The 20,427-nt window shown below is 64.5% G+C and carries 19 protein-coding genes; 12 read left to right on the forward strand and 7 right to left on the reverse strand.

Going from position 1 to position 20,427, the window contains the following annotated elements; translation table 11 throughout:
* The first annotated feature begins 3 nt into the window (after positions 1 to 3).
* The 8 genes from trmB (at position 4) to AC0QDI_RS23855 (ending at position 9,058) form a co-directional block, all read left to right on the forward strand.
* Entirely contained in the window at positions 4 to 1,071 is a 1,068-nt protein-coding gene (trmB, locus tag AC0QDI_RS23820) for an HTH-type sugar sensing transcriptional regulator TrmB (protein WP_474672464.1), read from the forward strand.
* Between the two features lie 380 nt (positions 1,072 to 1,451).
* Complete coding sequence (locus AC0QDI_RS23825; protein ID WP_474672466.1) at positions 1,452 to 2,918, forward strand: extracellular solute-binding protein; 1,467 nt, start codon at positions 1,452 to 1,454, stop codon at positions 2,916 to 2,918.
* Between the two features lie 136 nt (positions 2,919 to 3,054).
* Positions 3,055 to 4,005: a carbohydrate ABC transporter permease gene (locus AC0QDI_RS23830; protein WP_474672643.1), complete on the forward strand. Its 951-nt coding sequence runs from the start codon at positions 3,055 to 3,057 to the stop codon at positions 4,003 to 4,005.
* Positions 4,005 to 5,051, forward strand: a complete 1,047-nt coding sequence (locus AC0QDI_RS23835; RefSeq protein ID WP_474672468.1) for a carbohydrate ABC transporter permease — start codon at positions 4,005 to 4,007, stop codon at positions 5,049 to 5,051. Before AC0QDI_RS23830 ends, AC0QDI_RS23835 begins: the two co-directional genes overlap by 1 nt.
* Positions 5,052 to 5,055: 4 nt before the next feature.
* On the forward strand, positions 5,056 to 6,243 hold the full coding sequence (locus AC0QDI_RS23840; protein ID WP_474672470.1) for an ABC transporter ATP-binding protein: 1,188 nt from the start codon (positions 5,056 to 5,058) through the stop codon (positions 6,241 to 6,243).
* A gap of 248 nt (positions 6,244 to 6,491) precedes the next feature.
* Positions 6,492 to 7,577, forward strand: a complete 1,086-nt coding sequence (locus tag AC0QDI_RS23845; protein ID WP_474672472.1) for a Gfo/Idh/MocA family protein — start codon at positions 6,492 to 6,494, stop codon at positions 7,575 to 7,577.
* A 151-nt stretch (positions 7,578 to 7,728) separates the two neighbouring features.
* The gene (locus AC0QDI_RS23850) at positions 7,729 to 7,974 is read left to right on the forward strand and encodes a DUF7127 family protein (protein ID WP_474672474.1); all 246 of its coding nucleotides are present in this window, start codon (positions 7,729 to 7,731) and stop codon (positions 7,972 to 7,974) included.
* Between the two features lie 115 nt (positions 7,975 to 8,089).
* The gene (locus AC0QDI_RS23855) at positions 8,090 to 9,058 is read left to right on the forward strand and encodes a sugar phosphate isomerase/epimerase family protein (protein ID WP_474672476.1); all 969 of its coding nucleotides are present in this window, start codon (positions 8,090 to 8,092) and stop codon (positions 9,056 to 9,058) included.
* 12 nt (positions 9,059 to 9,070) lie between these two features.
* Here the strand turns inward: AC0QDI_RS23855 and AC0QDI_RS23860 are convergent, their stop codons facing one another.
* The 3 genes from AC0QDI_RS23860 to AC0QDI_RS23870 form a co-directional block, all read right to left on the reverse strand.
* Positions 9,071 to 9,379 carry a HalOD1 output domain-containing protein gene (locus AC0QDI_RS23860; protein WP_474672478.1) on the reverse strand — a complete coding sequence of 103 codons (309 nt, stop codon included), beginning with the start codon at positions 9,377 to 9,379 and terminating at the stop codon, positions 9,071 to 9,073.
* 126 nt (positions 9,380 to 9,505) lie between these two features.
* Positions 9,506 to 10,915, reverse strand: a complete 1,410-nt coding sequence (locus tag AC0QDI_RS23865; protein WP_474672480.1) for a cryptochrome/photolyase family protein — start codon at positions 10,913 to 10,915, stop codon at positions 9,506 to 9,508.
* Between the two features lie 87 nt (positions 10,916 to 11,002).
* A complete protein-coding gene (locus tag AC0QDI_RS23870) occupies positions 11,003 to 11,443 on the reverse strand; it encodes a hypothetical protein (RefSeq protein WP_474672482.1) in 441 nt (146 codons plus the stop codon).
* Positions 11,444 to 11,768: 325 nt separating this feature from the next.
* On the opposite strand from AC0QDI_RS23870, the gene AC0QDI_RS23875 reads away from it, so the two are divergent.
* Together AC0QDI_RS23875 and AC0QDI_RS23880 are read left to right on the forward strand one after the other, a co-directional pair.
* Positions 11,769 to 12,518 (forward strand): MBL fold metallo-hydrolase, encoded by a 750-nt coding sequence (locus AC0QDI_RS23875; RefSeq protein WP_474672484.1) that lies wholly within the window; start codon positions 11,769 to 11,771, stop codon positions 12,516 to 12,518.
* A gap of 128 nt (positions 12,519 to 12,646) precedes the next feature.
* Positions 12,647 to 12,835 carry a hypothetical protein gene (locus tag AC0QDI_RS23880; protein ID WP_474672486.1) on the forward strand — a complete coding sequence of 63 codons (189 nt, stop codon included), beginning with the start codon at positions 12,647 to 12,649 and terminating at the stop codon, positions 12,833 to 12,835.
* A gap of 41 nt (positions 12,836 to 12,876) precedes the next feature.
* On the opposite strand, the gene AC0QDI_RS23885 is transcribed toward AC0QDI_RS23880, so the two are convergent.
* From AC0QDI_RS23885 to AC0QDI_RS23895, 3 genes are all read right to left on the reverse strand, one after another.
* A complete protein-coding gene (locus AC0QDI_RS23885) occupies positions 12,877 to 13,584 on the reverse strand; it encodes a 6-hydroxymethylpterin diphosphokinase MptE-like protein (RefSeq protein ID WP_474672488.1) in 708 nt (235 codons plus the stop codon).
* Between the two features lie 327 nt (positions 13,585 to 13,911).
* Complete coding sequence (gene folP, locus AC0QDI_RS23890; RefSeq protein ID WP_474672490.1) at positions 13,912 to 15,105, reverse strand: dihydropteroate synthase; 1,194 nt, start codon at positions 15,103 to 15,105, stop codon at positions 13,912 to 13,914.
* Positions 15,106 to 15,280: 175 nt separating this feature from the next.
* Positions 15,281 to 16,510, reverse strand: coding sequence for a Cdc6/Cdc18 family protein (locus tag AC0QDI_RS23895; RefSeq protein WP_474672492.1), 1,230 nt, complete (start codon positions 16,508 to 16,510; stop codon positions 15,281 to 15,283).
* 1,043 nt (positions 16,511 to 17,553) lie between these two features.
* Here AC0QDI_RS23895 and AC0QDI_RS23900 point away from each other — a divergent pair.
* Positions 17,554 to 18,315 carry an RNA methyltransferase gene (locus AC0QDI_RS23900; protein ID WP_474672494.1) on the forward strand — a complete coding sequence of 254 codons (762 nt, stop codon included), beginning with the start codon at positions 17,554 to 17,556 and terminating at the stop codon, positions 18,313 to 18,315.
* Positions 18,316 to 18,403: 88 nt separating this feature from the next.
* Positions 18,404 to 19,426 carry a hypothetical protein gene (locus tag AC0QDI_RS23905; protein ID WP_474672496.1) on the forward strand — a complete coding sequence of 341 codons (1,023 nt, stop codon included), beginning with the start codon at positions 18,404 to 18,406 and terminating at the stop codon, positions 19,424 to 19,426.
* Positions 19,427 to 19,593: 167 nt separating this feature from the next.
* Here the strand turns inward: AC0QDI_RS23905 and panB are convergent, their stop codons facing one another.
* Positions 19,594 to 20,421, reverse strand: coding sequence for a 3-methyl-2-oxobutanoate hydroxymethyltransferase (gene panB / locus AC0QDI_RS23910; protein ID WP_474672498.1), 828 nt, complete (start codon positions 20,419 to 20,421; stop codon positions 19,594 to 19,596).
* Positions 20,422 to 20,427: the final 6 nt, after the last annotated feature.

Below are 20,427 nucleotides of genomic sequence, written 5' to 3' on the forward strand. Positions count from 1 at the left end.
GATATGGTACCAGACGAACTTCGCTCGACGGTCGAGCGCGTCGGGGATCGGTTCAACCTCGGCGAGTACGAAATCGACGCCTATCTCACCGTGTTAGAGCAGGGACAGCTCACGGCGAGCGAGATCGCGGACCGGACGGACATCCCCCAGCCCCGAGTGTACGATACCGTCCGTAGTCTCAGCGACCGCGGTCTCGTCGAACTGCGCGAATCCCGTCCCATGAAGGTCGTCGCGATCGATCCCGGGGAGGCGTTCGACGACGTCCAGACCTCATTCGAGCAGATGATCGGCGAACTCGAGGCCCGCTACACCGCGCCGGCGCGCGACACGGAGGCGGTTTCCCTCGTGAAATCGCGATCGACGATCCTGCGTTACCTCGAGGAGGTCATCGACGGCGCGGAGTTCGAACTCGCCCTCTCGCTGACACCGGACCTGTTGACCCGGTTCGAAGCGGAGTTGCGCGACGCGGTCGAGGCAGGCGTGAGCGTCGATCTGATCGTGACGCCGGCGAGCGAGGCGCCCGATCCGGCGGAGTTCGCGTACGCCGAAGTCGCGTCGACCGCCCGCGCCCGGCGGGGAATCACGACGCCGGTCGTCGCCGTCGCCGACGGCAACTATTCGGTCTACGCGACCCAGGACGCCCTGCGTGATGATCAGGATCGCTACGGCGTCATCTTCAACCGGTCGGCGCTGGGCTTTCTCGTCTCCAGTTTCTTCGGGACCGTTCTCTGGACGACCGCCGACCGAACGCTCGGCGAGGACGACACCGCCAGGTCGTATCCGCGAAAGTACGCCTCGATTCGCCGATGCGTGAAAGATCTGCTCGACGAGGGCGGGGAGTTCTATGCGACCGTCGACGGTCGCGACGTCGAGGTCGGCGGCCAGCGGATCGTCCGCGGTCGGGTCCGCGACATCTCCTTCGAGGTCAGCGAGGAAGTCGCTAGTATCACGATCGAAACCGAGGAGGGCGAGGGACTCTCCGTCGGTGGCCGCGTCGCCGCCCTCGAGGACATCGAGGCCCACGAGATCCGCATCGGTCGGAACGAACCGCCGACCCTCGAGGATCGCTGATCGCACGATGCGGTGAAACGGCTATCGAACCGAACGTCGATCCGTCGAGTGCCAATCTCTCGAGTAGCGATTCATCGGAGCCGTCGGCTCGTAGCGCCAGAAATCCGATGTATTGAGTCGGTTCGGCGGCGTTGCTCGCCGAGGGACGTGGAAACGAGAGACGGTAGCTAGCCGGGGTCAGTCGACTGTCAGTCGCCGACTGCCGGCGTGCAACGGCTGATTAGTAAGAGCGTTCTAGTTCCCTTTGCGATCGAGTCGATAGCGGTCCCGACAGCGTGTACCGATGGGTGCCCATAACTGGAAGGATATCCGAACATTCGAATATTATTACCATATTTATAGCTAACAATTAAGGCAACGAACGTGGTCGGTTTTCTCGCATGGGACGCGATACCGCCGGCAGACGTGACCGCTTCCGTCCGGGACGCCGGTCGTTCCTGAAAGCTGCATCGGTGTCGACAGCAGGAGCGGTCGCCGTCACCGGCTGCCTCGGTCGGGGTCGCAGTCCGGGACGGGTGGTGATGACCGCCGCTCAGGACGTTGCGGGGATCATGCACAGCGAGGGAGACGAGCCGTCGATCCAGCAGGCCCTCTGGGACGCCGGGCTCGACGAGGACATCCGCGTCGAGATCCAGACCGTCGTCAGCGACTCCGCGTCGCGAATGCAGACGACCCAGTCCGCCCTCGAGGCGGGTCGCGCCCCGCCCGACATCCACATGATGGACAGCGGCTGGACGGTCCCCTTCATCCTCCGGAACCAGACGGTTAACCTGACCGAGCGGTTTCCGGACGACGTGCTCGGCTACGTCAACGACACCTATCTCGAGGCGATCCTCGAGACGGCCCGCCATCCCCAGAGCGGCGATCTCCACGCCCTGCCACTGTTTCCGGATCTGGGGTTCACCCTCTATCGCGAGGATCTCATCGAGGACGCGGGCTACGATACGAGCGGTTGGGGGACGGATCCGCCCCGCTGGGAAGAGTTCGCGAACGCGGTTCGCGACGCGAGGGACCAAGCCGGGCTCAACTACGGGCTCACGACGCAGGCGGCCGCCTACGAGGGGCTGTCCTGCTGTACGTTCAACGAAGTGATGACAACGTGGGGCGGCGCGTACTACGGCGGGGTCGAGAACCTGTTTACCGCCGGCGACCGACCGATCACCGTCGACGATCAGCGGGTCATCGACGCGATCCGAATGATGCGATCGTTCATCGAGGGAGAGGAGGAGAACACCCTCGGGCGGTACCCCCAGATCTGTCCGTCGGCGATCGTCCAGTGGACGGAACAGCAGTCGCTCGCCCCGTTCTCGGCCGGCGAGGCGGTCTCGAACCGCAACTGGTCGTACGCGATCGCGGAGACCGGGACCGAGGACGCCTTCGGCGAGAATCTCGGGGTCATGACGAGACCGTACGCGGTCTCCCGGGAGGAAGCCGAGTACGCCGACGTCGGCGGTACCGCCGCGGCGCTGGGCGGCTGGAACCTCGCCGTGAGTCCGTTTTCGAACCGGGAGGAGGAGGCGCTACAGGTCCTCGAGGCCTTCGCCAACAGAGAGGTAATGCTCACGGTCTTCGAACTGGGTGGCTTCCTCCCGCCGAACCTCGAGCTGGTCTCGGAGGTCAGTCCGGACGAGGTCGGGCCCGTCGCCCGCTACGCTGACGTGGTCCAGTCGGCCAGCGAGAACGCGATCCCGCGACCGGCGACCGACCTCTGGCCGGAACAGTCGGCGCTGATCTATCAGGCGGTCAACGGGGCGTACCGCGGCGTGCAATCGCCCGAAGCCGCGATGAACGACCTCGCGGAGGAACTCGAGCAGAGCGAAGCGGAGGTGCAAACGAATGGGAACTGATTCCGACGACGAGCGGCGTCCCGACGACGCCACGGCGCCCGCCGGCGGCACGCTGACCGACGGCGGCACGCTAACCGGCGGCGAATCCGGACGGAGCCGGGACCGGGAGCGGACCGGCAACGCCGTCATGAACTGGATGGAGAACCTGAGCGAAGCGGCGTACGCGTACCTGCTGTTGCTGCCCGCGTTCGCGCTGTTGACGCTGATCGCGTTCTACCCGCTGATCCGGACGTTCGTCATCTCGCTGCGGGCCAACCAGACGCGGGGGCTGGACCCGCTGGGCGCGTTCGTCGGCATCGAAAACTACGTCGACATTCTCACCGGGAACGCGCGGCTGGCTCGACAGTTCCTCGACGTCGGACTGACGTCGTCGTTCCCCTTCGTCGAACTCGGCACCCCGTTCTTCCAGCAGGCGCTGTTCGTCACGCTCGCGTTCGCGGTCATCAGCGTCGTCCTCGAGACGGTGATCGGGTTCGGTCAGGCCTACGTCCTCGACCAGGACTTCAGGGGCCGACGCTGGGTCCGCGTCGCGATCATCCTCCCGTGGGCGGTGCCGATCGTCATTCAGGGAATGATCTTCTTCTTGCTGTTCCAGCCGACGGTCGGCTTTGGCTCCGACCTCATGCAGAGTCTCGGTATCTTCAGCGCGACGCCGCTGGCGAACAGCCGGGACGCGTTCATCATCATCCTCGTGGCCGACATCTGGAAGTCCTCGGCGTTCATGGCCCTGCTGATCCTCGCGGGACTCCAGAGCGTCGATCGGAGTTTATACGATGTCGCGCGCGTGGCCGGGGCCTCGCCGTGGCAACGGTTCAAACTGATCACGCTCCCGCTCGTGATGCCGGCCCTGTTGGTTGCGATGCTGTTCCGAACGATGGACGCGATGCGAGTCTTCGGACTGATCGAGTCGACGGCCGGCTGTACCACGGTGCCGTCGCTGAGCTGTCTCGTCGTCGAGGCGATGTTCGGCGGGACGCGCATCTACGCGACGGCCGCCGCCGTGGCGTTCGCGACGGCGCTGGTGATCGGCCTGATCATCGGCGTCTACGTACTGCTCTTCCGTGACACCGAAGGAGGGATGTACTGATGACCGATCCGAGAGATTCCACCGATCCGACGGACGCGACCGACGCACAGACGGGCGGTTCCGACGACCGGCCGCAAGACCCAACGCTCCGTCGCCCCGACGGCGGCACGAACGTCCTCGAGGACGGCCGCGAGGCGGAACTCGATCGGGGCCCGCTCCAGCAGTGGGTCGCCGACTCCATCTCCCATCCCGAGCGAGTGTACCGCGCGATGTTCTACGTCGCGGCGATCTTCTTCCTCTTTACGACCCTGTTTCCGTTCTACTGGCTGCTCATGGTCGCGCTGACGCCCGAGGGACAGCTCCAGGACATCGTCTTCACCCCCAACGGCTTCAACCCCGGCGCGTTCATCGAGGTCTTCCAGGTCGTCCCCTTCCACGTCTACATGTTCAACAGCTTCGTGATCGCGCTCGCCTCGACGATCGTCGTCCTCGTCATCGCGAGCCTCGCGGGCTACGCCTTCGGCCGCCTCGAGTTCCCCGGCCGGACGCCGCTCATGTTGCTCGTGCTGGTCATCTCCTTCTTCCCGCCGGCGGCCTTCTTCATCCCGCTGAACGACCTCTTTAACACCTCGTTTTTCTTCCTCGAACCCATCACGGGCGACGGGACGCTCTACAACACGCCCTTCGCCCTCGTGACGCCGCTGTCGGCGATCTTCATGCCGCTGGCGATCTTCATCCTCACGACGTTCTACTCGCAGATTCCGGACGGCCTCGAGGACGCGGCCCGCGTCGAGGGGACGACTCGGCTGGGCGCGCTGTTCCGCGTCATCATCCCGCTGTCGGCACCCGGCGTCGCGACCGCTGGCGTGTTGACCTTCATCGCGGTCTACAACGAGTTCTTCTTCTCGTTCCTGATGACGGACGGCCAGCCCGAAAACTGGGCCCCGATCCTCGACGGCATCCTCGCCTATCAGGGGCAGTACCAGGTGTTGTACAACCTCATGGCCGCGGCGAGCATCCTCGGGGTCATCCCCGTCGCGATCCTCGTGGTCATCGCACAGGAAAAGATCGTCAGCGGACTGACTGCCGGCGCGCTCAAAGAGTAACACAATGGCACGAGTACGACTCGAGAACATCACGAAACGGTACGGAGAGGAAACGGCGGTCGACGACGTCAGCCTCGAGGTCGAAGACGGCGAGTTCGTGACGCTCGTCGGCCCCTCGGGCTGTGGAAAATCGACGACGATGGAGACCGTCGCGGGGCTGACGACGCCCTCGGAGGGGCGGGTGTACATCGGCGACGACGACGTCACCGACCTCGCCCCGAAAGATCGCGGCGTCGCGATGGTCTTCCAGAACATCGCCTTGTTCCCCCACATGGACGTCTACGAGAACATCTCCTTCGGGCTCCGGCTCCGAAAGTACGACGACGAGGAGGTTCGGCGTCGCGTCGAGCAGGCCGCCGACATCGTCCAACTCGAGGGAATGCTCGACCGGATGCCGGCGGAGATGTCCGGCGGCCAGCAACAGCGGGTCGGCATCGCCCGCGCGATCGTTCGCAACCCGGACGTGTTCTTGATGGACGAGCCGCTGGCGAACCTCGACGCAAAGCTGCGGGTCCACATGCGGACCGAGCTCCAGCGCCTCCACCGGGAACTCGACGCGACGGTCATCTACGTCACCCACGATCAGGCCGAGGCGATGACGATGTCCAACCGGATCGCCGTCCTGAACGACGGCAAACTCCAGCAGATCGCCCCGCCGCTCGTCTGTTACAACGAACCGACGAACCTGTTCGTCGCGGGCTTCATCGGCTCGCCGTCGATGAACTTCGTCGAGGGCGAACTCGTCGAAAACGGCCTCGAGACGAACAACTTCACCGTCGATCTCGATCCGACGCGGATTCCGGACGTGACGGTCGGCGACGCCGTCACGCTGGGAGTCAGGCCGGAGGACGTCCATCTGAGCCGATACGCCGACTCGCTCTCCGCACCGACCGCACCGATCGACGCCCGGACCGACGTCCTCGAGCCGATGGGAGACGAGGTCTTCGTCTACCTGTTACTCGCCGAGGCCGAGGCGGGGTCGATGGAACAAGACGCCGCGACGTCACCGAATCAGCTGTTGATGAGCGTCACCCCAGATACGGATATCGAAGCCGGTCAGGACGTCGACGTCGTGCTGGATCGGTCGAAGATTCACCTCTTCGATACGGCCACCGGAGAGGCGCTGCTTCACGGCCTGACGGACCTCCCGGATCGCGAGCCCGGCACGACGAGGAAGGAAGCGGACAGCTAGTCCCCGGCTCATCGATGACCGAGACGGGGGACCCAATCGCTGCCAGTCCCCCCGAATCAAGGCGGAGCCATACGATCGGGCCCCTTTCGACTCGATCCCGGTCGGCTCCGCTCCGAGTACTCGGTTCGCTCTGGTCCCCTCGTTTGGCAACGGACCGAAGTCGCTCGAGCGAGAATATTCGATATAGCGCCACAGGGTGTATCAGACTGGTGCGAGACGAACGAAGGCAGTTCCAGAATCACAGGGAAATGACACCGAACCGAGCAGATATCGAAACTGGCATCGTCGGACTGGGAAACATCGGCCAGTACCACGCCGAGCGACTCGTAGAGCTCGGCGTCACGCTGGCCGGCGGAATGGACATCGCCGCCGAAGCGCGAACGCGCTTCGCCAGACGGTACGACGTCGACGTCTACGACGATCACCGCGAGTTGTACGACGCCGTCGACGCCGTCATCATCACGACGCCGAACAAGTACCACGAAGAGTACGCGGTCGACGCCCTCGAGCGGGATCTGCACGTCCTGCTCGAGAAACCGCTGGGCCACTCGATCGAAAGCGCGGAACGGATCGCGGACGCCGCCGCCGCGTCGAAGGGGTACGCGATGGTCGGCTTCAACAACCGGTTCGCTAACACCGTCCGAATCGTGAAAAACCGTATCGATCGGGGCGAGCTCGGCGACATTTCCCACGTCGAAGCGAACTACGTCCGCCGACGCGGAATTCCGGGGCGGGGTTCCTGGTTCACCCGGCGACAGATCGCCGGGGGCGGCGCGCTCATCGATCTCGGCGTCCACGCCATCGACCTCGCCCTCTACCTGCTCGGTTACCCCGACGTGACGGAGGTAAGCGGCGTCGCACGGAGCGAGTTCGGCTCCCGCGAAGAGTACGCCTATCTCGACATGTGGGCCGACGATGCGGGACCGGACGGCTTCGACGTCGACGACTCCGCAAGCGCCTTCATCCGCTGTGGGGGGAATCGAACGATTTCGCTCGAGGTCGCCTGGGCGACCAACCGTCCGGCGACCCACGAGTTCGTGGCTCGCGGAACCGAGGCGGCCGCACGGTTCGACCTCCTCGAGGGCGACCTCTCCATCTATTCGGCGAGCAAGGTCGGTCCCGACCACCTCGAGGATACGACGATCGAGACGCGCCAGAACGATACCCACACGGACGAACAGCGGGCGTTTTTCGACCGGATCGTCGGCGATGGCGGGCCCGACAACAGCGTCGAGGAGGCGCTCACGGTCCAGCGGATCATCGACGGCATCTACCGCTCGAGCGAGGAGGAACGGACGTACGCGATCGACGACGTGGACGACTCCAGCGAATAGCCGGGTTCCGCCGTTCGCCACCGAGACCAACCGATACGGGCCGACGACTGCGGTGACAGAACCGAACCGATTCGAATCGCGAACGGATCGCCACACCGACGGGGCGATTTCGTGCACGACGTTTACGGTGGGGAGTCACCAACGGTCGGATATGGAAACGCCTCCCGAACTGACGGACGTCGCCGGCGACAGGGACGAGATCACGATCGGGAACCGCGAGTACGACGACGAGAGCGTCATCGCCGTGGATTTCGGTCCGACCGGCGAGAACCCGTCGGTCGACGTCGTCGACGACACGGCGATCGTCACCGTCGGCGGGAGACAGTTCGAGTTCGACGTGCCGGCGGGAGCGAGCGACGTGATTGTCAACGGCGGGATTCTGACGATCAACGGCTGACCCTCGAAGACAGCTCCGTTCGAGTACGGCAATCGTCCGATACCCGGACGACGCACTGCGACGACCGATGCTCGCCGGCCCTCGTTTTAATGCGCCGGCAGTTGTCGCTTCCCGCATGGAGATCGGCGTTCACACCCCACCGCTGGCCGACGAACCGCTCGAGAGCGCGCTCCCCTATCTCGACGGAATCGGCGTCGAGACGATCGAGCCCGGCGTCGGCGGCCATCCCGGCCAGGACCACATTACGCGGGCCGAGTATCTCGACGACGAGACCGAACAGGCCGAACTCGAGGACTTACTCGAGGAGTACGAGATGCGGATCAGCGCGCTCGCAACCCACAACAACCCGCTCCACCCCGACGAGGGGCGAGCCGAGGAAGCCGACACCGAACTTCGGGAGGCGATCCGCCTGGCCGCCCAGCTCGAGGTCGGAACCGTCACCTGTTTCTCGGGACTCCCGGCGGGCAGTCCGACCGACGAGACCCCGAACTGGATCACCGCGCCCTGGCCGCCCCAACACGCCGAAGCCCTCGAGTACCAGTGGGAGCGAGCGATCGAGTACTGGGGCGAGATCGCCGACTACGCGGCCGACCACGACGTCGATATCGCGATCGAGATGCACCCGAACATGCTGATCTACGAGCCCCACGGGATGGCGCGACTGCGCGAGGAGACCGGCGATCGGATCGGCGCGAACTTCGATCCCTCCCATCTCTACTGGCAGGGGATCACGATCACCGACGCGATCCGGTATCTGGGCGAGCGCGAAGCGATCCACCACGTCCACGCCAAGGACACCAGAATTTACGACGCTCAGGCGCGCGAAAAGGGCGTGCTGGATACGACGCCGTACACCGACGAGCCGGATCGGTCCTGGCTCTTCCGGTCGGTCGGCTACGGCCACGGCGAAGCCCACTGGAAGGATATCGTCTCGACGCTTCGAATGGTCGGCTACGACGGCGCCCTGAGCATCGAACACGAGGACTCGCTAACCAGCTCTCGGGAGGGCCTCGAGAAGGCGGTCGACCTGCTCGAGCGGGCGATCTTCGAAACGCAACCCGGGGAAGCCCACTGGGCCGAGTGAACCGAGACGGGGCTACTCTTCGATCGGACCGTTGACGGAGTCGCCGGACGAGCGATTGCGGATCTCGACGTCGCTACCGTCGCGAACGACTATTTCGTAGCCCTCGTACTCGAGTCGGACTACCACGCTGCTGGCGGTACCGGTGGTGGTAGTGAACAGTTCGTCGAGCGCTTCCGGGTTGACGACCGCAAACAGCGGGTCGTACGCCGGCGGCTCGACGTCGGTGACGTCGACGCCTTCGCACGCTGCGATGGCCTCGATGATCGCCTGGGTCGGCGGAACCGGCCCGTCGGGCGTCGACGTATTGTCCAGAGAGGACATACCTGTCTTTTTGCTAGTCCCGCTGATAAGGGTGATGGCAAATATGTGTGTGGTTGATAGGTATTAGATATCTCTACAGTGGGAGTGATTGCGGTCTCTCGGACAGAGCGACGGCCGGCTCCATCGTTATACTTCCCCCTCACCCCGTGCTCGCTCGAACAGTTCGATCGCGCGCTCCCGGCGATCGGCGTGTTCGACGATCGGTGCCGGATACGCCGGCGCGATTCGCTCCCGCTCGGCTCGCTCGAGGTCGTGCCAGCCGTGAATCTCGTCGGCGGTCGCCTCGCCGAGTTCGGACACGTACTCGCGGACGTACTCGCCGTCGGGATCGTACTCGCGCCCCTGCGTCATCGGATTGAACACGCGGAAGTACGGCTGCGCGTCGGTCCCGGTCGAGCCGGCCCACTGCCAGCCACCGACGTCGTTCGCGGTGTCGTGGTCGGCGAGCAGCCGCCGGAACCAGTCGTATCCCGCCCGCCAGTCCGTTAACAAGTCCTTCGTCAGAAAGGAGGCGACGAGCATCCGCACGCGGTTGTGCATCCACCCCTCCGAGCGGAGCTGACGCATCCCGGCGTCGACGATCGGATACCCCGTCTCGCCGGCCTTCCACGCCTCGAGTTCGTCGGGGTCGTTGCGCCACTCGATCTCGTTCGCGTAGCCGCTGAAGTTCTCGACGACCGTCTCGGGATTGAACGCGAGCACGTGCGCGTAGAACTCGCGCCACGCGAGTTGGCGCTGGAACTCGCGGACGCTCTCGCGGTCGTCGGCCGTCTCGGCTCGCTCGCCGGCCCGTTCCGTGGCCGCGTACAGTTCCCGCGGACCGATCGTCCCCCACTTGCAGTGGGGAGAGAGCCGCGACGTCCCGTCAGTAGCCGGATAATCGCGCTCCTCGGCGTAGCGGTAAATCGGCCCGTCACAGAAGTCCGCGACCCGCTCTCGAGCGGCCGCCGTCGTTACGGTGGGCGGCGTCGCCGCGGGCTCGTCGAATCCGAGCGCCGCGAGCGACGGAATCGGCTCGCCGGAAACCGTCGCGAAATCGGTCCCGCTGGGCTCGTCCGCGGGCGCTCGCTTCTCGCGACCGCGCCACTTCTTCCAGAAGTACGAAAAGACCGAGTAGTGGTCCCCCTGGTTCGGGGTGATCGACCCCGGTTCGTGGTGGATCGCATCGCAGACCGACTCGCAGGCGACGCCCTCGTCTGCGAGCGCCGCCCGGACCGCTCGATCGCGCTCGCGCGCGAGACCGCTGTAGTCCTCGTTCCAGACGACGCTCGACGCGTCGTACTCGGCGACCACGTCGGGGACGACCCCGCTCGCCTCCCCGCGCTCGACGAGCAGATCGCTCCCGTGGTGGCGATACCGAGACCGCAGGTCGCGGAGCGCCTCGAGCAGGCACGCGACCCGCACCGGCGACGCGTGCTCGAGAACGGTCGGATCGAGGACGAAAAGCGGGACGATCGGCTCGTCGATCGACGCGGCGCGTGCGAGCCCGCGGTTGTCGATCGTCCGAAGGTCCCGCCGGTGCCAGTGAACGATCACGGTCGCCGTACGGACTCGAGGTCCGAAAGTACCGGGGTGCTGGCACCCCGCGAACGTCGGTGCGGACCGGATCGGTGCGGTCGGCGGCTAGTTCTTCGTATCGGTGGGTGCGAGAAGTCGATCGATCGCCGAGCGAAAGCCCGGGCTTTCGTGGTACCACAGCCAGCAGCCGACGCCCGCGGTGAGTAGCGAGCCGGCGATCATCCCGAGCGTTGCGGTCAGGTACGCGGTCGATCCGTCGCCGGAGACGGCGAAGACGTTCGCGGGATTGTCGTGAATGAAGAAGAAGTACACGACGAACCACGCGTTCGTGAGCAGCGTCGAGACCAGCACGGGGGCGCCGTAGGCGTAGTTGCGCGCCCAGATCAGGCCGATCGCCACCAGCGGTCCGAGCAGTCCGACGATGGCGATAAACGCCGGTTGTCCCTGCGTGAGCGGGGCGTCGACCGTCGACAGCCCCATCCCGAACAACCCACAGAGCACGAGGTAGATGAGAAACGGCGTCGTGACGATGAGTCGTTGATCCACATCGTATCCTGGTCACCTGTTCATCTTAACTGTTATTACCAGTGACTCGATCGGAGCGATAGTCGGTGATCGATCGCCTGCGAACGGGAGATCGACCGAGCTCGACAGATAGGACGGCCGACCGCGAACGGCAAAACAACCGACCGCGAGCGGTGAATCGGCCGTGCTCGAGTCCCCGACGCTGTCCCGCACCCGCGACCGAACGGGGAGACTGAGACGGTTTGCTGTACCGATGTACCGACGCGACCGCAGGTCGGATCGCGGTCGCGCCGGAACTGAGTAACAGCAGACCGTATAAGACGCCTCGAGCGAGAGGTCAGTCACGATGACAGCCGAATCCGTCACGCGCATCGACATCGGCGGAGACTCGCCGGAGGGGACCAACAGCGCGTACCTCGTCGACGACCGCGCCGTCGTCGATCCCGGGCCACCGACCGACCGCGCCTGGCGCGACCTCCGCGAGGGACTCGAGCGCGCCGATATCTCGCCCCGCGACCTCGAGGCCGTTCTCGTCACGCACTGGCACGCCGATCACGCCGGCCTCGCGCCGCGACTCGCGACGGCCGCCGACGCGAGGCTCGCGATGGGAGCAGGCGACGCCGCGCTGGTCGGCGACTACGCGGCCGAACGCGACCGCCGCCTCGAGCGCGACGCCGAGACGATGCGCCGCTGGGGCGTTCCGGAACGCGCCGTCGAACGGGTCATCGGCGGCGATACGGTCTCCGCGATGCCCGACGAGATCGCCGTCGGACGACTCCGAGACGGACAGACGATCGCGGGGCTCGAGGTCGTCGCGACGCCGGGTCACACGCTGGGCCACACCGCCTTCGCCGGCGAGGGGTTCCTGTTGGTCGGTGACGCAGTGCTGCCGACGACTACCCCCAACGTCGGGGGCAGCGATACCCGGACCATCCGATCCGGAGGGGGCCGTCCGCAGTCGGCTCCCGGCCGCGACGGTGCGATACGCGACCGCGATCCGCTCGCGGCGTTTCGACGGACGCTCGAGCGAGAGGGGCGGATCGAACGGACGACTGACGATCCGGTTCGGTACGAGTCCACCGACAAGCGCCGGTAAAACGTCAGCGCCACCCGAGAGTATAGGGACCGATTACCACGTGAACCGAACGTCGATAACGGTTCAATTTTCGTGTCGTTCACGGTACGAAGGGGATAACAAATTGTGCTATTCGCAATCGGACGGCTATGAGGTGTCAGGAACGATCGAACGGTACCGCACGGTCGACGATTCGGAACGCGCTCGAGTCGGTCTTGTTTCGCAGCGACGAGCAGACGGTTATCGAGGAGTGCCGGCGGTGTGGCACGACGGTCGAGTCGGTATCGGCGTGTCCGTCCTGTGGCGGAAGCGACATCGTCGAGTATCGAATTCGGTGACGACCGCCGGCGAAAGGCGGACGGTCGGGATCACTGCAAACTCACCGCGAGCTGACGGGAATCCCATCCGTATCGATCGCATCGCGTCGGCCGTCGAGCACCGAGAACCGCTCGTCACGGCGTGTCTCGAGCCAGTAAAGGAGGCGTTCGGCCCACTCGAGTTTGCGGGCTTTCGCGGGGTTGACCGTGGGGTCGTCGAGATCCCAACCGACGAACTCGAGGCGCGCGGCGCCGACGTGGTCGGCGAGAAACGCCGCGCGGTCGCCGTCGGTGAAGCCGCCGACGTTACGGACCGGTCCGCGGGGTTCGGCCTGCGTCGTCGGGAGGACGTACGCGCCGTCGCACTCGGGGACGACGTCGCGAATCGCGGCGAGATTGTCGCCGTGGCCGTGAACCGCGACCGGAACGCCCCGGGCTGTAAGCCGTTCGACGGTGTCGGGGTTCTTGTCGAGATCGGTCACCATGCAGTCGACGTCGATGCCGTAGCTCGCGAGCGTATCGACGGCCGTCGACGCGGCGAGGACGACGTCGGCTTCGCGCGCTCGCTCGAGGTCCCCATCGGTCTCGAGCGACGGGCCGGCTCCAGCGATAGCGGCGGTCGCTCCGGCGACGAACGAGAGGTCGGTGAGGTCGAACGACTCCTCGAGAACCGACGCGAGGAGATCGCGTCCTCGTTCGTCACCGGCACGATCGTAGCCGAGGTCGCCGCAGATCGACTCGTAGACGGGCTCCCACTCGTCGAACTCCATGCTCGGTCTCGTCGCGCTATCGGTTTGTGTGTTCGGTCTCGATCCCGCGTTTCGGCCATCCAGCGTGAGCTGTCTGGTGTGTGATGTGTGCCGATTCCCGAGCGTGGGCTAGCAGCCGGCGCGTCGGTTTCCTCGCGTGGGCGGTGAAAGACGGTACTGCGTGCCGTGAGAAACGATCGCAACACGCCGACTGGGAGTCGTCACTGGTCGGCGTAAGACCACAATAATTCCGTGTTGTGGGCCGGGGGTCGCCTCCAAAGTACCCCTACCCGGGAGGCCGCCCGGCGTCCAGTCTTCCTTTTCGAAGCATCCGGCATAAGCTTTCTCTTAACGCAGCACCCCTGACAGCTTCCGTCCGATACCACTGAGACTGTCATTTTTGGCCGTAAGATCGGTGGCAACGTCAGAAATCGCATCTGTGGATCCCACGATCACGCAGTTCCCGGCGGTCACCCGTCGGACGACCGCGCCGTGCTCGTCTGCGATCGCCGTGAGCCGGTCGATCGCGTCGGGCGCGAGGCCGTCGATCTCGAGGAGTTGGGTCTGCCAGTCGCCGGCGATCGCGGGATCGATGCCGCGTTCCCGAAGCTGCGTTCGGAACTCCCGAGTGGAGTGGACGTCCAGTTGCGAAATCGCGAGTCCGTCAGCGGTGACGCTCGCGCGCTCGGTGAACGCCTTCCCGATCAGGGCCGCGTCCCGCGTTTCGGCCACGTCGTGAGTCCGGATCACGTGCGCGCCGCGTTCGACGGCCATCGATGTCGCCGCGAGGCTGACCGGGAGTCGCTCCTCGGTCTCCCGGTCCGCGATCTCGCCGAGGAAGTTCTTCCGGTTGATCGAGATCAGCATCGGTCGCCCGAGCGCGCGGAACTCCCGGAGCCGGCGGAACGTCTCGCGGTCGTCCGCGAGCGTCTGGGCCTCGCTCCACCCCCCGAACGCGGGGTCGACGATCGTCTTGTCGGTCAACCCGTTCTGTTTCAACGCCTCGTAAACCTGATCGACGTAGTCTGACGTCGCCGCCCAGCCGGGCGGTTTTCGGGCCGCCCAGTCGGTTTCCTCGACTGCCCCCGGCCGCTCGAGATCCGGCGGGCTCGCCATCTTCGCGACGGCGACGTCGTGCTCCTCGCAGACCCGGGGCATCTCGGGGTCGGCGAAGCCGCAGATATCGTTGACCATGTCGAACCCCTTCGAGAGGGCCTCGTCGGCGACCGCGGCGTAGCGGGTCTCGATCGAGAAGATCGCGTCCCCGGAAACGCTCTCGATCGTGTCGAGCGCGACGTGGAGCCGCTCGAGTTCCTCCTCAGCGGAAAGCACGTCGAAGCGCTTGTTCGCGGACTCGAGGCCGATGTCCACGATATCGGCCCCTTCGCCGATCAGTTCCTCGTCGACGTAGCGAGCCGCCTCGCCGGAATCGTCGAAGACGCTCGGGTCGTAGGGAGACTCCGCGCTGACGTTCAGTACGCCCATGATCCGGGGAGGGTAGTCGTCTCCGATCCCCAGACCGGCGGCGTCGACGTTGTGCATACCCGGTCTCGGGAAGCGAAACAAAAAGGCACCCCGGTTCCGGCGAACTGGAGCAGTGCCGGCGGCGATCGAGGACGGCCGGAGGACGAGTCGAAGTGAGCCGAAGGTGGCCGGAGGACGAGTCGAAGTGAGCCGAAAATGGCCGGGACGAGTCGAGAACGGCGGCTGAAAGCGTCTACGCCTCGTCCTCGAGAACCGCCAGCCGTGAGTCCCGGAGGAGCACCTTCTTGACGATCGAGGGATTCTCGAGCAGGCGGTGTTTGGCGTGGGCACCGCGGCCGCGTCCGCGGCCCTCGCGCTCGGACTGGATCACGTTGAGGAAGTTCTGTTCCTGCAGGATCTCCTGGACGCGGCGCTCGGAGAGGACGTCGAAATCGAGTCGGCGAGCGATCTCCTTGTACTGGTTGTAGATGATCTTCGTCGGAAACTCCTTTTCCGGGCTGTTCTCCGTCAGCAGCGTCAGCGAGTAGAGGATCGCTTTGGCCTGCTGGGGAGAGCCCTCGATCAGTTCGTTGAACCGGTCGGCCTCGGTCTTCTCCTTGGCGTCGCGGACGTGATCCGCGGTCACTCGCGTGTCGCTTCGCTTCTTCGCGATCCGGCCCGCGTTCCGGAGGATGTCGATCGCCTTTCGGGCGTCCCCGTGTTCCTGCGCGGCGAGCGCGGCGGTGAGCGGAATGACGTCGTCGGAGAGCACGCCGTCGTGAAAGGCGTCGCGGCGCTTCTCGAGGATCTCGACGAGCTGGTTGGCGTCGTACGGCGAGAAGACGAGTTCGTCCCGCGAGAGGCTCGACTTGACGCGTTCGGAGAGGTGGTCGGGGAAGTCGATCTTGTTCGAGATGCCGATGATGCCGATGCTCGAGTCCGAGATGCGCCGGTTTTCGCCGGCCCGTGAGAGTTTTCGGAGGACCTCGTCGTCCTCGAGCATGTCGATCTCGTCCAAGATGACGATGGTGACGTCGGTGCAGTGGTCGATGGACTGCCAGAGGCGCTTGTAGTAGTCGCCGGTGCCCAACCCCCGGTCGGGGACGCTGACCCCGCTCGCCTCGGGATCGTTGACGATCTGGGCGATCGTCTTGACGATCGACGCCTCCGTGTTCTGCTCTCCGCAGTCGATAAATGCGTACTTGACGGTGATGTCGTCGTGCTGGGCCTCGGTGATCACGCGCTGGGTGACCGACCGCGAGATGAGCGATTTACCGGTGCCGGTCTTGCCGAAGATGAACAGGTGATTGGGTTCGCTCCCGAAGACTGCCGGGTTCAGGGCGTCCGCAACCCGTTGCATCTGCTCGTCGCGTCCGACGATCCGATCGGGGCCTGGGAGGTGCGTGATTTCGAGCAGGCGCTCGTCGGCGAAGACCGGATCGTCGTACCGGAAGAGCGGGTCTCGATCGTCGTTGGCGGACATTGCGGTACCGCGCTCCTTCCAACTGGATTGAAATAAAGGTGTGGGGATCGATCGCGGATGTAAATAGTACGGAAGAGCGACTCGAATGGGACCTCGCGGCCGCGTAACCGAAATCCGACCTGAACGCCGGCCTCGCGCTTCTAACCGCCGAAGACCAGCGCGGTCACCACGGACACCCCCATCGCGGATGTAAAGCTCGTGCGCTCGACGGGCTAACGACCGCGATGCACCCGGTTTCGGTGGTGAGAGTCGTTCGGCCGCCGAGGAGAGAATCCGCACGGATTCGACGAACGAGGGCTCGAGCGGCCGAACGAGCGATTCGGTACTCGGTACGCGGGGCCCACACCCCCCTCGCGTTTGTAAGAGCAATAAGGGAGGGGTGGTCGAGAATTATGTCCGATTTTCCCCATATTAGGGCGGAAACGGATCGATTTTACATCCGCGACACTGGTGTGTTCCAACGAGAGACCCCCACACCTAGATCGCCTTACAAACGCGAGGGGGGTGTGTCCCTCTCTCACCCTCTCCGAGACGAAAGGCCAGTAGCGACTCCTCCAGGACCGCCATAGTCCATACTCGAGGACTACCATAGTAGACGCTACTCGAGAACCGCCGCTGGTTCAATCGGGTACGCGCGCTCTCGCTTCCCAGAGATGCGGTATCACTGGCAGTCACGATACGGCCGCTATTGGCAATAAAAGCGCTATTCACGATAGAGCGGACAGACACGAGATGTCTATCGCCGTCGATAGCGTACCGTCCTTCTAGACTAGTCTAGACTAGAACTAGCTAGATAGTGAAGGAAAGAAGAGAAAGAGGAAGAGGAAAAAGGTGAGAAGGTGAGACTAATCCAATCGCAAACCCGAGGCGAGTAGCGGTCATCGAGACGTGAACGCGTTCTTTTTGCGTTCGCACTCGGTACCTCCGGCTATGAACGCGTCAGTCGTTACAGCGCCGGCGTCACGGCTCACACCCCTCGTCGGAACGATCCCCGAACTATCATCGGAAACGCTTCGTCCGAAATTCGCGGCACCGACACCCCAATGACCGACGAATCGATCCCGGACGGATCGCCTCGGAGTCGAACGACGCCGTCGGTTGCAGTCGTCGACGCACAGTCGCCGGGCAACGTCGGGACCATCGCTCGAGCGATGAAGAACTTCGGCTTCGAGGACCTCCTGCTCGTCGATCCGCCGGAACTGGACCCCGACGGGGAAGCGTACGGCTTCGCGGGGCACGCTCGAGAGGACGTCCTCCCGAACGCCGACGAGATCGGTTTCGATACGCTCGTCGAGAACTATCACACGATCGGGTGTACGGCCGTCACGAACGAAGACGATCACAGCCACACGCGCTTTCCCTTTTCGACGCCCGCCGAGCTGGCCGAACGGCTGCCGACCGTCGAATCGCCGACCGCGCTCGTGTTCGGTCGCGAGCGCGTCGGCTTGACGAACGCGGAACTCGCTCAGATAGACGAGATCTGCTCGATCCCCGCGAACGCAGAGTACCCCGTGCTCAATCTCGGGCAGGCGGCCACGATCACGCTCTACGAACTTCGGTCGCTGACCCTTGACGAGACGCAGTTGCCCGACCTCGAGCGCGTCCGCGCCCCCGAACCGACCCTCGATCGGTTCTACGACCAGTGGGCGGCCCTGCTCGAGGAGATCAACCGCCCCGAGGAGAAACGCGACAAGACGATGCGCATGCTCCGGCGGGTGTTCGGTCGGGCCGATCTGACCGAACGCGAGGCGAACACGCTGCTTGGACTCCTCCGTCGGGCGACCGAACGGCCTGCCGAGGACTGATTCCTCGAACGGAACACGTCAAACCAGTCACCTCAGTCGCCCTCGACGGCCAGTACAGTAATACGCACCCAATAACCACCACTACTGGATGACTGACCTTCACCGACGAAACGCGTTGAGTCTACTGGGTGGTGGGATGGCGCTTCTGGCCGGTTGTTCGGAGGCGTCAAACGGGAACGGCGACGGTACCGAGGACAGCGACGAGAGCGACTCGATCGACGGCGATCTCCCGCCGTACGCATCGATGCTCCCGACCAACGAGCGCTCGGAGTACTTTTACGGGGCGATCAACGTCGGAACGATGAACGCCCTGCTCGACGACGAGGATGCCGAGGCCGGCCGTGAACCGACGGACCCGCTCGTGGGCAATCCGGTCGTCGTCGCGCTCCTCTGTTCGTTCGGTATCCAGCAACTCGTCGACTCGGCCGGGCGAAACGCGTACACCGAGAACAACGAGACGACTGACGGCGAGGAACAGTTCGTCTACGCCGACGGCGTCTACGCGTTCGTCGGCTCGTACGACCGAGACGGCCTCGAGACGGACCTCGGGGCTGCGAGCTATACCGTCGAGAGCGAGGGGGACGCGTACGTCGTCTACACCGACAGCGAGAGCGACGAGGTCGTCGGCGTCTCTGGCGGCGTGTACGCGTACTCGTATCCGAACGGAACCGATTCCGAATTCGATCCGGTCGCGGCCGTCGAACGAACGGTCGCAACGGCGGCCGGCGATCGGGAGCCGAAACACGAAGTAGACGAGGGGTTCGACCGCCTCCTCCGCGCCGGCGAGAACGGCGGGATCGCGTGTTGTCTGTACACCGACAGTGACGAGTTCGCCGCGGAGACCCTCTCGGACGACCAAGCGGCCGACGACGACGGCCTCCAGTTCGAATTCGGGTCCGTCGAGGGATCCTACGGCGTCCACCAGCAACTCGCAGTGACCGGAAGCGACGCGACCGCGAACGCGGTCGTCACCTACGGCAGCGAGGACCGCGTCGACAAAGCCCGGCTCGAGTCGTCGCTGGGAACGGAGGCTGAAACGGTCGATTTCGTTACGAACGGCTCGAGGGTCGAAATCGAAGCCGAGTACGGCGGGGAGTTCGCTCGCGAGTAGTCACGAAGCCGCAGCCATGCAGTGTTATCAGTAGCTAGTAGATCGGTTTCGGTATTCAAGAATACGATTGAAACCGAACGAGGAAATTCGGCAACTACGCGTGCGTATTGATCGATTTCGAAAACTGAGGTCCAACCACCGTAGCGTCAGTGACCAATCGTATTGGCTCACTCCTCGACTGCGTCGTAGACGTTTTCCTCAGCCGGGAACTCCCCATCCTCGACTTCGGTCACATACGCTTCGACCGCATTGGTGATTGTCGAGTCAAGGTCGGCATACTGCTTCGAAAGGGTAAACGACTCGCCGCCGAGTCCCAACAAGTCGGTGATTACGAGCACTTGGCCGTCGACGTATCGTCCGGCACCGATACCGATGGTTGGGACGTTGACTGCGTCGGTGACGGCCTTTCCGGTTTCCTCCGTAACCGTCTCGAGAACGACCGCAAATACGCCGGCTTCTTCGAGTCGCTCGGCGGTTTCGACGAGCGCGTCCACGGCTGCCGAGCTTGAGTGATTCCGGCCCTGAATGTACCCACCACCGATCTGGTTCATCCGCTGCGGCGTCAGTCCGATGTGCCCTTGCACGGGGATTCCAAGTTCGGTCAACCGATCGATGATCTCGATCGTCGTCTCACCGTGGGGTGCCGTCTCGAGTTTCACTGCGTCGGCGCCAGCCTCCTTCATAAACCGTACCGCGTTGTCCACGGACGTTTCCATCGACTGGCCATAGCTGCCGAAGGGCATGTCGCCGATAACCATCGCGTCCTCGACAGCACGATCGACTGCCGAGGTATTCGACAGCGCCTCCTCCATCGTGACCGGAATCGTATCGTCGTATCCGAGGTGATTATCTCCCGCCGTGTCCCCAACCAGAATCATATCGATACCACCGCGATCGACCTGTCGGGCGATCGGTGCGTCATACGCAGTCAACATCGTCAGCGGCTCCCCGTCGTCGTACTTTTCGTTGAGATCGGGAATTGAGGTCCGTGACATACTATC

This window comes from Natrinema sp. LJW11 (assembly GCF_056135975.1).

Bases quoted from the DNA above. Each gene is read 5' to 3' on its own strand.
- trmB (WP_474672464.1), top strand. From the start codon at position 4: ATGGTACCAGACGAACTTCGCTCGACGGTCGAGCGCGTCGGGGATCGG.
- AC0QDI_RS23825 (WP_474672466.1), top strand. From the start codon at position 1,452: ATGGGACGCGATACCGCCGGCAGACGTGACCGCTTCCGTCCGGGACGC.
- AC0QDI_RS23830 (WP_474672643.1), top strand. From the start codon at position 3,055: ATGGAGAACCTGAGCGAAGCGGCGTACGCGTACCTGCTGTTGCTGCCC.
- AC0QDI_RS23835 (WP_474672468.1), top strand. From the start codon at position 4,005: ATGACCGATCCGAGAGATTCCACCGATCCGACGGACGCGACCGACGCA.
- AC0QDI_RS23840 (WP_474672470.1), top strand. From the start codon at position 5,056: ATGGCACGAGTACGACTCGAGAACATCACGAAACGGTACGGAGAGGAA.
- AC0QDI_RS23845 (WP_474672472.1), top strand. From the start codon at position 6,492: ATGACACCGAACCGAGCAGATATCGAAACTGGCATCGTCGGACTGGGA.
- AC0QDI_RS23850 (WP_474672474.1), top strand. From the start codon at position 7,729: ATGGAAACGCCTCCCGAACTGACGGACGTCGCCGGCGACAGGGACGAG.
- AC0QDI_RS23855 (WP_474672476.1), top strand. From the start codon at position 8,090: ATGGAGATCGGCGTTCACACCCCACCGCTGGCCGACGAACCGCTCGAG.
- AC0QDI_RS23860 (WP_474672478.1), bottom strand. From the start codon at position 9,379: ATGTCCTCTCTGGACAATACGTCGACGCCCGACGGGCCGGTTCCGCCG.
- AC0QDI_RS23875 (WP_474672484.1), top strand. From the start codon at position 11,769: ATGACAGCCGAATCCGTCACGCGCATCGACATCGGCGGAGACTCGCCG.
- AC0QDI_RS23880 (WP_474672486.1), top strand. From the start codon at position 12,647: ATGAGGTGTCAGGAACGATCGAACGGTACCGCACGGTCGACGATTCGG.
- AC0QDI_RS23885 (WP_474672488.1), bottom strand. From the start codon at position 13,584: ATGGAGTTCGACGAGTGGGAGCCCGTCTACGAGTCGATCTGCGGCGAC.
- folP (WP_474672490.1), bottom strand. From the start codon at position 15,105: ATGCACAACGTCGACGCCGCCGGTCTGGGGATCGGAGACGACTACCCT.
- AC0QDI_RS23895 (WP_474672492.1), bottom strand. From the start codon at position 16,510: ATGTCCGCCAACGACGATCGAGACCCGCTCTTCCGGTACGACGATCCG.
- AC0QDI_RS23900 (WP_474672494.1), top strand. From the start codon at position 17,554: ATGACCGACGAATCGATCCCGGACGGATCGCCTCGGAGTCGAACGACG.
- AC0QDI_RS23905 (WP_474672496.1), top strand. From the start codon at position 18,404: ATGACTGACCTTCACCGACGAAACGCGTTGAGTCTACTGGGTGGTGGG.
- panB (WP_474672498.1), bottom strand. From the start codon at position 20,421: ATGTCACGGACCTCAATTCCCGATCTCAACGAAAAGTACGACGACGGG.